At 55.1% G+C, this 13,252-nt stretch carries 11 protein-coding genes; all 11 read left to right on the plus strand.

Annotated features, from left to right (window positions below):
- The first annotated feature begins 289 nt into the window (after nucleotides 1-289).
- The 11 genes from ABYP39_RS12550 (at nucleotide 290) to rpsO (ending at nucleotide 13,250) form a co-directional block, all read left to right on the plus strand.
- Nucleotides 290-916, plus strand: coding sequence for an SOS response-associated peptidase (locus tag ABYP39_RS12550; RefSeq protein WP_372782838.1), 627 nt, complete (start codon nucleotides 290-292; stop codon nucleotides 914-916).
- 288 nt (nucleotides 917-1,204) lie between these two features.
- Nucleotides 1,205-2,374: a N(2)-acetyl-L-2,4-diaminobutanoate deacetylase DoeB2 gene (gene doeB2, locus ABYP39_RS12555; protein ID WP_372782840.1), complete on the plus strand. Its 1,170-nt coding sequence runs from the start codon at nucleotides 1,205-1,207 to the stop codon at nucleotides 2,372-2,374.
- Nucleotides 2,375-2,532: 158 nt separating this feature from the next.
- Nucleotides 2,533-3,792 (plus strand): aspartate aminotransferase family protein, encoded by a 1,260-nt coding sequence (locus ABYP39_RS12560; protein WP_372782832.1) that lies wholly within the window; start codon nucleotides 2,533-2,535, stop codon nucleotides 3,790-3,792.
- Nucleotides 3,789-5,027, plus strand: coding sequence for an ectoine hydrolase (gene doeA, locus ABYP39_RS12565; protein WP_372748312.1), 1,239 nt, complete (start codon nucleotides 3,789-3,791; stop codon nucleotides 5,025-5,027). Before ABYP39_RS12560 ends, doeA begins: the two co-directional genes overlap by 4 nt.
- Nucleotides 5,015-6,385: an NAD-dependent succinate-semialdehyde dehydrogenase gene (locus ABYP39_RS12570; RefSeq protein WP_372782834.1), complete on the plus strand. Its 1,371-nt coding sequence runs from the start codon at nucleotides 5,015-5,017 to the stop codon at nucleotides 6,383-6,385. The genes doeA and ABYP39_RS12570 overlap by 13 nt, the downstream gene beginning before the upstream one ends.
- A gap of 253 nt (nucleotides 6,386-6,638) precedes the next feature.
- Nucleotides 6,639-7,097 (plus strand): ribosome maturation factor RimP, encoded by a 459-nt coding sequence (rimP, locus tag ABYP39_RS12575; RefSeq protein WP_372748141.1) that lies wholly within the window; start codon nucleotides 6,639-6,641, stop codon nucleotides 7,095-7,097.
- Nucleotides 7,098-7,156: 59 nt separating this feature from the next.
- A complete protein-coding gene (gene nusA / locus ABYP39_RS12580; RefSeq protein ID WP_372748140.1) occupies nucleotides 7,157-8,665 on the plus strand; it encodes a transcription termination factor NusA in 1,509 nt (502 codons plus the stop codon).
- Between the two features lie 70 nt (nucleotides 8,666-8,735).
- On the plus strand, nucleotides 8,736-11,501 hold the full coding sequence (gene infB / locus ABYP39_RS12585) for a translation initiation factor IF-2 (RefSeq protein ID WP_372782836.1): 2,766 nt from the start codon (nucleotides 8,736-8,738) through the stop codon (nucleotides 11,499-11,501).
- 12 nt (nucleotides 11,502-11,513) lie between these two features.
- The gene (rbfA, locus tag ABYP39_RS12590) at nucleotides 11,514-11,897 is read left to right on the plus strand and encodes a 30S ribosome-binding factor RbfA (RefSeq protein ID WP_372748138.1); all 384 of its coding nucleotides are present in this window, start codon (nucleotides 11,514-11,516) and stop codon (nucleotides 11,895-11,897) included.
- On the plus strand, nucleotides 11,898-12,830 hold the full coding sequence (truB, locus tag ABYP39_RS12595) for a tRNA pseudouridine(55) synthase TruB (protein ID WP_372748137.1): 933 nt from the start codon (nucleotides 11,898-11,900) through the stop codon (nucleotides 12,828-12,830). It begins immediately after the preceding gene.
- A 150-nt stretch (nucleotides 12,831-12,980) separates the two neighbouring features.
- A complete protein-coding gene (rpsO, locus tag ABYP39_RS12600) occupies nucleotides 12,981-13,250 on the plus strand; it encodes a 30S ribosomal protein S15 (protein ID WP_372748136.1) in 270 nt (89 codons plus the stop codon).
- Nucleotides 13,251-13,252 lie beyond the last annotated feature (2 nt).

Here is a 13,252-nt window from a genome sequence, read left to right on the forward strand (position 1 = left end):
GAAAACGCCACGCAGTAGGAAAATTCTGGGGGGTGCTTCTGAGGGTATTTATTCTTTCGTAAAAACTGAAGTTATTGCTATATCTGGCCTGTAGAATTTTATGCGCGTCCCGCCTTCGCACCAATATTAAAGGAAGCGTCCCAATGGGGCGCTTTTTTTATGTCTGCTTCGCTGAGGCGGCCCGGCTGGCTCTCAGTTAAAGATTATCGTTAGGGCATTTGTCCTGCTAGACACGCATGGCACTGTTGTGCCAGTGTCATCCCTTCCCTTGCCAATAATCTCTGAAGCGATGTGTGGCGCGTTTGAACAGCACAATAAGGCAATGCACCGGTGGGCTGAGATCCTGACTGATTGGCCTGTCGATGTGCAGGATCGATTTGACGTTCGACCAACCATGAACGCGGGCACCGTGGATGCGCGTGGCTATCGCGAGCGCTCTTGGTCGTTGATACCTGGGTGGGCGAAAGCGCCGCGATTGGCTTACAGCACGTTTAATGCGAGAGCTGAAACAGTTGCCGAAAAATCGACTTTTCGTTCCGCATGGCGGAAATCGCAACGTTGTATTGTGCCAGTATCGGCGTATTTCGAATGGCCGGTCATTGATGGTGTAAAGCGATGCCACCGTATCGCAGGTTTGGACGGTCTTCCACTGCTGCTGGCAGGGTTGTGGGATACCTGGGTGGGGGATGACGAGCGTCATACGTTTACTGTGCTAACCACTCAACCTGTATCTCAGATTGATTGGGTACACCACCGCATGCCCCTATTACTCGACGCTGATAACATTGCTGAGTGGTTGCATGGCTCAGTTGATCAGGCGAGCAGGCTCTTAACCGCCAGAACTGAACGGCGACTGTCTGCAGCTCCTTTTATCATGCGTCCGGGGTCGACTGGCGACCTGTTTGCGGATTGCTAGTCCGCTGCAGATTCAAACTCTTGAGCGGCAAGTGGGATTGGTTTGCAGGGCAGGCCTTGATTGGGCGCAGCATGCTCAAACGCGCTTCAGTAATGCCGCGTAGTCGCAGTCTGTGCGCCAAGTCGTTTCAGCGTTTCTTCCCATAAAGCGCCGCTGTCGTTTCAGGTATTTTTTTCTCTCCTTCCCCTGTCTACTCTTGTTTGCCGTGCTAGGCTGTAGATAGTTGTTCTTTTGATGAAGCCGACGGCTATTGATGGCATCAAAGCGGCGGCTTGGTGGAGTGTTGAAATGCACAACGAATGGCAAACCATTATCAATCGTGCCGTTGAATTGAGGCATGGTCTGCATCGCTATCCGGAAATTGCCTGGTCTGAGTTTGAGACGGCGAAAACCATTCGTAAATTACTCGATGAGCTCGGATTGCGTTGGCGCGAATGTGCCACAACCGGCACCGCGGCTACGCTGGCTCCGGAAGCTCCTGGCGCTCATATTGCCTTGAGAGCTGATATTGATGCGCTGCCGATACGCGAAGCCAGCGGGGTGGAGTGGCAGTCTGAGCGCGAGGGTTTTATGCATGCCTGCGGGCATGACGGGCATACCGCAACGCTGTTCGCGGCACTGTGGTGGATGTGTCGGCATGAGGCCGAGCTCCCGGGGCCGGTTACCGTACTGTTTCAACCCGCCGAAGAGGGCGGGCACGGCGCTCGAAAAATGGTGGAAGACGGTGCGCTGGACGGTGTCGATGCCATTTATGGTTGGCATAACTGGCCAGCCATTCCGCACGGAAAGGCTGTGTGTCCAGATGGTGCGGTTATGGCAGCCAATGGCACATTCAAAATTACACTGACTGGGCGCGGTGGCCACGCGAGTCAGCCTGAGTTGTGCCGTGACCCTGTGTTGGCCGCAGCGTCGGTTACTCAGGCGCTGCAGCAGATCGTATCGCGACGCTTGCCGGCCCAGCGCGCTGCGGTGGTCAGCGTGACCTCAATTGATGCCCGTAGCGCTGAAACTGTAATTCCCGATAGCGCGGTTATTGCTGGCAGCATCCGCTTAGGATCTTCATCGATGCGAGAAGAGGTAGAAGGTCTGATCCGGGATATTGCATCATCTACGGCTCAGGCGTACGGTGTAACCGCTAACGTTGAACTTACACCGCGCTACGGCGCCACCGTGAACCATGCCGCGCAGGCGGGCAACATGCGCGCCGCGCTAGCTAACATTCTGGGTAACGACTGGCAGTGTGGGGAGACTCGCGTGCCGATTATGGCATCAGAAGATTTCAGTTATTACCTCAATACGATTCCGGGTGCTTTTGCCCTGATCGGATCTGGCCAGGGCACGTTGCAAGACTACCCCTGTCACAACCCACGATACGATTTTCGGGATTCCTTAATACCGGATGTCGCACGTGTCTTTCTTCAGTTGGCAGGTGCGCCTGTGCCGTCTGTCAAGGCCTGAGCTGTCGTGAAATTGGCAAAATTCACTGGGGTTGGCCCCGATTTTGCTCATTGATCTTAAACATGTTGGTATAGAAAGCAGTAACTAGACGAGGACGAATAACCCGGGTCGCGACCCCATTCCTGAAGCCACGAGTTTTAGCACGAGGAGAACGGAGAATGAAAATATTTGAACAGTGGGAATCTGAAATTCGCGGATACTGCCGTAGTTTCCCAACCGTTTTTAAATCTGCCAGCAACGCGCGGCAAACTGATGAAAACGGAAAGTCTTACATCGATTTTTTCGCTGGTGCCGGGGTGCTCAATTTTGGGCATAACAACGAGCGCATGAAGCGAGCCCTCATAGAGTTTATCGAGGCCGATGGCGTAGCCCACAGTCTGGATATGTACACCACCGCCAAGCGCGATTTTATTGAAAAGTTCGCCACCACCATTCTTGAACCGCGCGGCATGAATCACAAAATGCAATTTATGGGGCCAACCGGTACTAATGCGGTAGAAGCTGCGCTAAAGCTCGCCCGCCGGGTTACCAAAAGGCAGCATGTCGTTGCATTCAGCCATGGTTTTCATGGCATGACGCTTGGTTCATTGGCGTGCACAGCCAATGACTACTTTCGGCAGGCTGCCGGTGTTCCGCTGGATCATGTGGTGCGTTTGCCCTTCGAAAATGCACCAGGTGGGGGCATGGAGTGCCTCGCCGAACACGAGCGGGCGCTAAAAGACCCTTCCAGCGGGATTACCCCTCCGGCAGCGTATGTGCTGGAAGTGATTCAGGCTGAAGGTGGCGTTAATGTGGCGAGTAAAGCCTGGTTGAAAGAAGTGCAACGCATTGCCCACGAGCATGGCGCGTTGCTCATTATTGACGACATTCAGGTGGGGTGTGGCCGCACAGGTTCCTACTTCAGCTTTGATGGTATGGATCTGGCGCCAGATATTATTTGTCTGGCCAAAGGTATTGGTGGTTTCGGTACGCCGCTGGCCATGAACCTAATCAAGCCGGAGCACGATCAGCACTGGTCACCGGGTGAGCATACCGGCACCTTTCGTGGGCAAGGTTTTTCGTTTGTGTCCGGTCGTGAGGCGCTGACCTATTTCGACGACGACAAGCTGATGCTTGAGGTAAAGAAGAACGGCGACTTGATTGCCGCCCATCTCGATGAGCTGGCCAAGCAATACGCGGGGCAGGGTTATGCCGTGCGAGGTAAGGGCATGATACAGGCTCTGGATGTGGTTGACGGCAGCAAAGCGAAGGAAATGGCAGCGCTTTGTTTTGAGAATGGTTTGCTGCTTGGGCCCTGCGGTAGTGGTGGTCGAGTGCTGAAAGTGATTCCGCCTCTCACCATTCCAGAGGCGGATCTCAAAGAAGGTCTGAAGATACTCAGCGAAGCGATACACAGTGTCATGGAGGCAGCGGCATGAGGCAGCGCGATGATATGACCTTTCCTTTCGAGGAATACGAGCGTCGGCTGAGTGAGCTGCGCAAACGCATGTCGCAGCGTCTGTTGGATGCGGTGGTGATTACTGACCCTGAAAACCTCATGTATCTCACGGATTACCAGACCACGGGCTATTCGTTTTTCCAATCGCTGGTGGTGCCATTGGAAGGTGAGCCTTTCATGATTACCCGGCAGCTGGAAGAATCGAATGTGCATGCGCGCACTTGGGTAGAGTTGACGCGGCCCTATCCGGACACGGGTGACGCGATCCAGATGCTGGTGCAGAGTCTGCGAGAGTTCGGGTTGGCCAACAAATACATTGGCTACGAGCGAAACAGCTATTTCTTCCCGGCTTATCACCAGGACTACATTCATACCACCTTCACCGATGGCCAGCTGCTTGATTGCTTCGGCATTGTAGAGCAGGGGAGGGTTAGAAAGTCTCCGGCTGAAATTGAAGTCATGCGCAAGGCGGCGCGCGCGACCGAAGCCGGTATGAAGGCCGGTTTTGAAGCCTGTCAGGTGGGGGTTACCGAAAATGAAATAGGAGCCGCCATCAGCTCGGCCATGTTTCGTGCAGGCGGCGAACCACCGGCGGTAATGCCTTACGTTACCTCTGGGCCTCGAAGCATGATTGGTCACGCCACCTGGGAAGGTCGCGAGGTGCAGGCGGGAGAGCACGTTTTCCTGGAAGTTGGTGGTTGCTACCGGCGCTATCACACCGCAATGATGCGCACTGTGGTGATGGATGAACTGTCACCGGCGATGGAAAAAGCCCAGGATCGAATGAAACTCGCGCTCAAAGAGGTTAAGCGGGCAATGCGCCCCGGCCTGACGGTCTCGGATGCTGATAATCTGGTGCGCAATATCATTACTGATAACGATGTTGGCGCCCGCCTCGTTACCCGCTCGGGTTATTCCATCGGTATCGCCTTCCCTCCGAGTTGGGACGAAGGCTATATCATCAGCCTGAAGCAGGGCGAATCCACGGTGCTTGAAGAGGGGATGACCTTCCACTTGATTCCCTGGATGTGGGGCGTGGAGGGCGATAAGACCGTTGGTATTTCCGATACGCTGATGGTCACTGCCAGCGGTTGTGAGTCGTTTTTTAATTTTGAGGAAGACTTTCTCTGCAAACCCGGCGAAAAGAAGTCGTCGCATAAATTGAAACTGGCAGGCGACGTAAAGGCACAGGAGGACAGTGAATGCTCCAAGTGATCAATCCGGCCACCGGCAAGCGGGTGCGGGAGGTGGCTGCAGCCACAGCGGATGATATCGACCGCGTTATGGAGCGCTCGGAGACAGCGTACCGTGCGTGGCGTCACACCACCTTTAACGAGCGGGCGAAGGTATTGCGCGACGTTGCGCAGTATATGCGCGACCATATTGAAACGCTTGCGCCCTTAATGACCGAAGAAATGGGGAAGCCGAAAAAAGAGGCTTTGGGCGAAGTGACCAAGGCGGCGTGGTGTGCCGATCACTATGCTGCGCATGCGGAAAGCTATCTGGCGAACGATGAATTGGCCTCTGATGCAAGCCATAGCTATGTGCGCTATCTGCCGCTGGGGCCGGTGTTGGGCGTCTTGCCCTGGAATGCGCCGTTCTGGTTGGCATTTCGGTTTTGTGCGCCGGCACTGATGGCCGGTAACACCTGCGTGATGAAGCACGACCCGCACGTGCCGGCTTGCGCCGAAGCCATTGCAGAGCTGTTCGACCAGGTGGGCGCTCCGGCTAATATCATGCAAAACCTACCGTTGGCGACGCCGGATGTGGCGCAAGCCATCGACGATAAGCGCATTCGAGGAGTCTCTTTTACTGGGTCGGATCGCGCTGGAGCGAAAGTGGCATCTATGGCAGCCGCGGCGATTAAGCCGGCGGTGCTGGAGCTGGGCGGTTCAGATCCAGTCATTGTGCTTGCTGACGCAAATTTGGACGAGGCGGCCGAGGCGATTACCACATCGCGTATCATCAATGCCGGTCAATCCTGTATAGCCGCCAAGCGGATCATTGTGGAAGCGCCAGTGTACGACGATTTTCTCGCTCGGCTGGAGCAGCGTCTGCGCAAGCTCACTTTGGGTGACCCGGCGCGAGAAGATACTGATGTCGGACCAATAGCGCGCGACGACCTGCGTCAGAATCTGCACCGTCAGGTTACTGAAACCATTGAACAGGGCGCGCGCTGTGTTATTGGAGGCGAAATGCCCGACGGTGCGGGCTACTACTATCCGGTAACGCTGCTGGCTGACGTCGAGCCCCACATGACAGCGGCCTGTGAAGAGACTTTCGGCCCCGTTGCCGTGGTGCTGAAGGCTGAAAATGCAGATCAGGCACTGACTATCGCCAATGATACCGAGTACGGGTTGGCGGCCAGCATCTGGACAACCGCTGAGCGTGGAGAAATGCTGTCCTTGCAAATGGAGGCCGGTCAGGTGGTGGTGAATGGCCTGGTTAAAACCGATCCGCGGCTGCCCAGTGGCGGCATCAAGCGCTCCGGCTATGGTCGCGAGCTTGGGCCGCACGGTATTCACGCCTTTGTGAATGCCCAGCAGGTATGGATAGGGCCCAAGCAGGACTGAGCAATACCGTGCAAACGCCGGTATTCCTTGACCCTCCGGGGGCACAGGCCTATAATCCTGCCTCTTGTTTGAAGTGGCGTCGGCGGCTTGTCTGCTGCATGGGTCCACGCAGTAAAAGATGACAGGGTTTTGTCATCGTAAGGACGTCGAAAGCCCCTCTTTAGGGGCTTTTTAGTAACCATAAGAAATGGTTGCAAGACAGAATTTTCAAATGTGGGCCTAGTGCCCATTTTTTGTTGGTGGGTTCGAAATATTGTCCGGTAAATCACGGCAGATACAAACCATGATTGAGCCTTCAGTAGAAGCGCTCGGTTACCGTCTGTGGGGCGTTGAGTACATAGCTCAGGGCCGTTCCGGCATGCTCCGGATTTATATCGATGCCGATAACGGTATTACGGTGGATGACTGTGCGCGGGTCAGCCATCAAGTCAGTGGCATATTGGATGTCGAAGATCCCATTTCGGGTGAATATCGCCTGGAAGTGTCGTCACCGGGCATGGACCGGCCGCTGTTTCGGCTGGAACATTTTGCCGATGCCGCTGGCGAGACCATCAAGGTCAAGTTGCGCATGAATTATGAAGGTCGCCGCAACTTTAAAGGGCGATTGGTAGGCGTGGAAAATGAAGACGTGGTTCTCCTTGTGGACGACCATGAATACCTTTTTCCATTGGCAGATATTGAGAAGGCAAATGTTGTTCCGCGGTTTGAATAATCAAGCCCGGGCTCTGGTCAATCGCCGGTTAAGATACCGGCCAGTCGACGAGGCATAGGATGAGCAAGGAAATATTACTGGTAGCGGAAGCGGTCTCAAACGAAAAGGGCGTTTCGCGCGATATCATTTTCGAGGCGATCGAACAGGCCTTGGCCACCGCAGCGAAAAAGCGCTACGAAGAAGACTCCGATATCTATGTCGTGATAGATCGCACTACAGGCGACTACCGCACATTCCGTCGCTGGGAAGTGGTTTCCGATGATGAGCTGGCCCTGCTGGGTACCCAGTTCACACTGGAAGAAGCCCACGAGCAAGATGCTAGTCTCAAGGCGGGCGATGTTTACGAGGAAGAAATTGAAAACGTAGGCTTTGGCCGCATTGCGGCGCAAACCGCAAAGCAAGTCATAGTTCAGAAAGTACGCGAAGCCGAACGTGCCCAGGTGGTCGAGCAATACCAAGACCGGTTGGGTGAGTTGATTAACGGCACCGTCAAAAAAGTGACTCGCGATAATATTATTGTTGATTTGGGTAATAACGCTGAAGGCTTGCTACCACGCGAAGAGCTGGTCGGGCGTGAAGTGTTCCGTATTAACGATCGCGTGCGTGCTGTTTTGAAAGAAGTGCGTGCAGATGCGCGAGGCCCTCAGTTGCTGCTTAGCCGCGCCTGTCCGGAAATGCTCATCGAGCTGTTTAAAATTGAAGTGCCGGAGATTTCCGAGCAGGTCATAGAGATTCGTGCAGCTGCTCGCGATCCGGGTTCACGTGCAAAAATTGCAGTGAAAACCAATGATGGCCGCATCGATCCTGTTGGCGCCTGTGTAGGTATGCGCGGTGCGCGCGTGCAGGCGGTGTCTGGCGAGTTGAGCAACGAGCGAGTGGACATTGTGCTGTGGGATGATAACCCCGCGCAGCTGGTCATCAATGCCATGTCGCCGGCTGAAGTCGAGTCCATTGTCGTGGATGAAGACGCTAAAACTATGGATATCGGTGTTGGCGAAGACAATCTGGCTCAGGCTATCGGTCGCGCTGGACAGAACGTACGACTGGCTAGCGAACTGACCGGCTGGGAAATCAACGTCATGAGCGTTGAAGCTATGTCGGAGAAGCATGAGCAGGAATCTGGTCAGGTGATGGAAATGTTCATGGACGCTCTGGACGTTGATGAAGATGTCGCCGGTGTGCTGGTAGAAGAGGGCTTCACTACGCTGGAAGAGGTGGCTTATGTGCCGCTGGAAGAAATGCTGGGTATTGAAGGCTTCGACGAAGATATTGCCGAAGAACTGCGTGCGCGCGCCAAAGATGCCCTGTTAACCCAGGCCATCGCAAGCGAAGAACAGCTGGAAGCTGCCGAGCCGGCAGAAGATCTGTTGACGATGGAAGGCATGGATCGTCATTTGGCTTTCCAGCTGGCCAGTCAGGGCATCACTACGATGGAAGACTTGGCCGAGCAGGCAGTAGAAGATTTATTGGATATTGAAGGCATGGACAGCGAGCGAGCTGCCCAACTGATTATGACAGCACGTGCGCCGTGGTTCGCCGATGAAGACTCATCTGGTGAAGCCAGCTAGAGGACGCCCGGTATTCAAGCGTTGTGTATGCGCAGTGCAAGCTGTCGGACGAGGTAAGGGAGAAGATTGAATGGCTGAAGTAACGGTAAGCCAGCTGGCAGAAGTTGTGGGGACACCCGTAGACCGTCTGTTGAAACAGATGAAAGAAGCGGGGTTGAAGCATCAGGCTGCTGAGGAAGTTGTGTCCGATGCGGACAAGCAGGTTCTGCTGGCTTTTCTTAAAAACAGTCACGGTGAAACAGCATCAGCGCCCAAGAAAATTACGCTGAAGCGAAAGACTTTAAGCACCCTGAAAACCGGCTCCGGCGCGGCTAAGAAAACGGTCAGCGTGGAAGTGCGAAAAAAACGCACCTACGTGAAACGTGATCCTGCAGAATTGGCGGCGGAAACAGCCGAAGAAGAAGCCAACGCAAAAGCTGAGGCTGAAAAGCAGGCGGCGGAAGAAGCGGCCCGTTTGGCTGCGCAAGCCAAAGCTGAGGCGGAGAAGAAAGCCGCTGAAGAGGCTGAAGCCAAAGCGCAGGCAGAAGCTGAAGCGGCGGCCAAGGCAGCTGCAGCGAAAGCTGAGCAGGAAGCGCCTGCGCAAGCTGAAGTGCCTGAGGAGAAGCCTGCCGGGCCGGTAGAAGAGAAACCTGTTCGTGCGGCGGCTCCCAAGCCGAAAGAAAAAGTTGAGATTGACCCGGAAATTCTGCGTCAGCGTGCTGCTCATCGGCGTATGGACGAAGAAGCCAAGGAGCGCGAGCGTCGCGAAGCTGCACTGAAAGCCAAGCGTGAAGAAGAAGAGCGCTTGGCTATTGCTGCGCAGCAGGTTGAAGAGGCCAAGAAGACCTCTGCTCAGCCTCACAAAGAGAAAGAGCCTGAAGGCAAAGCCAAACCCAAAAAAGTGCACCGCACTGGTCGTGAAGACGACGATAAGCCGCGCGGCAAGCGTGGCAAGGCGCCGAAGGGTCGCGGTCGGGTTGCAGTAACAGCCGACTTCGAGGAAGACGATGGCAGTTATCGTCGCGGCAAGAAACGAACACTGAAACTGCCAGACGATCACAAGCGGCATGCCTTCCAGGCGCCAACGGAGAAAGCTATCAAAGAAGTTGCAATTCCCGAAACCATCACGGTTGGGGAGCTGGCTCAGCGCATGAGCATTAAAGCGGGCGAAGTCATCAAGGAATTGATGAAGCTCGGCGTTATGGCAACCATAAACCAGGCAATTGATCAGGAAACTGGTCAGCTGGTGGTTGAAGAGATGGGGCACACAGCGCGACTGGTATCTGACGATGCACTCGAAGAGGCATTGGAGGAAACCCTGCTTTCACACGGTGAAGGTACGCTGCAATCGCGCGCGCCAGTTGTAACCGTTATGGGTCACGTAGACCACGGGAAAACGTCGCTGCTCGACTACATTCGAAAAGCCAAGGTGGCAAGTGGTGAAGCCGGGGGGATTACCCAGCATATCGGTGCCTACCATGTGGAGACCGGGCACGGCATGATCACGTTCCTGGATACTCCTGGTCACGCCGCATTTACCGCGATGCGAGCACGTGGTGCCAAGAGTACTGATATTGTTATCTTGGTGGTTGCTGCTGACGATGGTGTGATGCCGCAGACCGAAGAGGCGATTTTGCATGCCCGCGCTGCTGGTGTGCCGCTGGTGGTAGCCGTCAACAAAATGGATAAAGAGGGGGCGGATCCAGATCGCGTCAAGAATGAACTGTCTGCTAAAGAAGTTATCCCGGAAGATTGGGGTGGTGAAACCCAGTTTGTGGAGGTTTCAGCCCATACCGGTGATGGCGTAGACGATTTGCTAGACGCAGTGCTGCTGCAGGCGGAGCTGCTGGAATTGAAAGCACCGGCTGACGTTCCAGGTCAGGGGCTGGTGATTGAGTCGCGCCTCGATAAAGGTCGCGGCACCGTAGCATCGGTGCTGGTTCAGAACGGTACCCTGCGCAAGGGTGACATTGTTCTGGCGGGGCAATACTACGGCCGCGTTCGCGCCATGATTGATGAGACTGGCCGTCAAATTGATGCTGCAGGACCGTCTATTCCGGTTGAGATTCTTGGTCTGGATGGGACGCCCGATGCCGGTGATAGCTTTGTTGTTGTAGAGAATGAAAAGCGTGCTCGTGAAGTGGCGGATTTCCGTGCTCACAAAGATCGCGACCAGAAACTCAAGCGGCAGCAGGCTGCCAAGCTCGACTCCATGTTTGATCGCATGGGTGAAGGGGCTGATCGACAATCGCTGAATATAGTCCTCAAAGCCGACGTGCGCGGTTCATTGGAAGCATTGCAGGCGTCTCTAGTGGATCTGGGTAACGACGAAGTGGAAGTGAATGTGGTGTCTGGTGGCGTTGGCGGTATTACCGAATCCGACGTCAACCTGGCAATCACCGCCGGTGCAGTCATGTTCGGTTTCAACGTGCGCGCCGATGTGTCCGCGCGCAAATTGGCTGAAAACGAAGGCGTCGACCTGCGTTACTACAGCGTTATTTACGATCTAATCGACGACGTAAAACAGGCGCTGTCAGGCCTGCTGTCTCCGGAAATGCGCGAAGAGATTGTGGGTACCGCCGAAGTTCGCGACGTATTCCGTTCGCCCAAGCTGGGTGCGATTGCTGGCTGTATGGTTATCGAAGGCACGATTTACCGAAACAATCCGATCCGTGTGTTGCGCGACAACGTGGTTATCTACGAGGGCGAGCTGGAATCTCTGCGCCGCTTCAAGGATGACGTCGGTGAAGTTCGTCAGGGCTTTGAATGTGGTATTGGCGTGAAGAACTACAACGATGTCAGGGCGGGCGATCAGATCGAGGTCTATCAGGTGAAAGAGTTTGCTCGTACTCTGTAAGAGGTTGAATGCGTGAGTGATTTCAGCCGGACCCAGCGAATTGCCGACTTCCTGAAGAAGGAACTCGGCGCGCTGATACAGTTCCAGATACGCGATCCACGTGTTGGTATGGTCAGTATTACCGATGTTGAGGTGAGTCGAGATCTGTCGCACGCACGTGTGTTTGTGACCGTGATGGGGAAGGACAGTGAAGAGGAGGCCAAGGAGTCTCTCAAGGTGCTTAATCGCGCGGCTGGTTTTCTGCGCAGTCGCGTTGCCCAGAGCCACAACGCGCGTACTACACCTGCCCTGAAGTTTATCTACGATACCAGTGTGCGCCGTGGTGAATACATGTCGCGCCTGATCGACGATGCGGTCGCCAAAGACCGCCAGCGCAGCAAAGACGACGAGCAGTAAGTGGGTCGTAAGCGTCGCGGTCGTCCGGTGGACGGCATTCTGGTTTTGGACAAACCCGCTGGACGTAGCTCCAACGGGGCGCTGCAAGTGGCTCGCGCCATCTATAACGCTGCCAAAGCCGGGCATACCGGCAGTCTCGATCCGTTGGCCACAGGGGTGTTGCCCGTGTGCTTCGGTGAGGCCACCAAATTCTCCCAATATCTTCTTGATGCCGACAAGGCCTACGATGCAACGGTAACCCTGGGTATCACCACGGCGACCGGAGATGCGGAAGGCGAGGTTACCAGCGAGCGCGATGCGAGCGCGATAACCGAGCAGGCGGTGCGTGACGCAGCTGCTGCCTTTGTCGGTACCATCGAGCAGATTCCCTCCATGTATTCCGCCCTCAAAAAAGATGGCAAGCCGCTCTATGAGCTGGCGCGCCAGGGCATTGAGGTTGAGCGTGAAGCGCGCCGAATCACTATCTATTCGCTTGAAATCACCGCTTTTCGTTCAGGCGTGCAAGCTGAGGTGGATGTCAGTGTGCGCTGCAGCAAAGGCACTTACATCCGTTCGTTGGCGGAGGATCTGGGGCAGGCGCTGGGCTGTGGCGGCCATATCACCATGTTGCGGCGCACGGCCGCCGGTCCGTTTACCCTGGCCCAATCAAAGAACCTCGAAGAGCTGCAGGTATTGAGGGATCGGTCGGATTTTGACGGTCTGGACGCTCTATTGCTGCCAATAGATCTTGCACTGCCCCAGATGACCATACTGGAGCTAGGGGATACCGCCGGGTATTACCTCATGCAGGGACAGGCGGTGCAGGTGCCCAACGCCCCAACCGAGGGGCTGGTGGGGCTCAAGCTGAACACTGGCCAATTTGTAGGTGTTGGAGAAATTCTCAGCGACGGGCGCGTAGCCCCTCGCCGTTTGGTTTCTAATATGCGACAATAGGCGGCTAGTCTGAGGCTCCGTCTATGTGCGGCGCTCGGGCGTAACGAACCTGTCTGTAAATATGCACGGGCAGGCTCGACATGAGAGTGACCTGTAAAGCGAAAGCGCAGTGTGACTCACGCATATTCATAGTGAATGAGGAATAGTGAAATGGCATTGTCTGCCCAAGAGAAAGCTCAAGTCGTTAAAGAGTATCAACAGGCTGAAGGTGACACCGGTTCTCCCGAAGTACAAGTTGCCCTGTTGACAGTCAACATCAATAAACTCCAGGGTCACTTCGAGGCCAACGGTAAAGATCACCACTCGCGTCGCGGCCTTATTCGCATGGTTAACCAGCGCCGCAAACTGCTGGACTATCTGAAGAAGAAAGATGCAGGGCGGTACACCACCCTGATCGGACGTCTCGGCTTGCGTCGTTAATA

This window comes from Litorivivens sp., from assembly GCF_041625495.1.
GTDB lineage: Bacteria > Pseudomonadota > Gammaproteobacteria > Pseudomonadales > Spongiibacteraceae > Litorivivens.

Bases quoted from the DNA above. Each gene is read 5' to 3' on its own strand.
- ABYP39_RS12560 (WP_372782832.1), top strand. From the start codon at position 2,533: ATGAAAATATTTGAACAGTGGGAATCTGAAATTCGCGGATACTGCCGT.
- nusA (WP_372748140.1), top strand. From the start codon at position 7,157: ATGAGCAAGGAAATATTACTGGTAGCGGAAGCGGTCTCAAACGAAAAG.
- ABYP39_RS12570 (WP_372782834.1), top strand. From the start codon at position 5,015: ATGCTCCAAGTGATCAATCCGGCCACCGGCAAGCGGGTGCGGGAGGTG.
- rpsO (WP_372748136.1), top strand. From the start codon at position 12,981: ATGGCATTGTCTGCCCAAGAGAAAGCTCAAGTCGTTAAAGAGTATCAA.
- doeB2 (WP_372782840.1), top strand. From the start codon at position 1,205: ATGCACAACGAATGGCAAACCATTATCAATCGTGCCGTTGAATTGAGG.
- ABYP39_RS12550 (WP_372782838.1), top strand. From the start codon at position 290: ATGTGTGGCGCGTTTGAACAGCACAATAAGGCAATGCACCGGTGGGCT.
- infB (WP_372782836.1), top strand. From the start codon at position 8,736: ATGGCTGAAGTAACGGTAAGCCAGCTGGCAGAAGTTGTGGGGACACCC.
- doeA (WP_372748312.1), top strand. From the start codon at position 3,789: ATGAGGCAGCGCGATGATATGACCTTTCCTTTCGAGGAATACGAGCGT.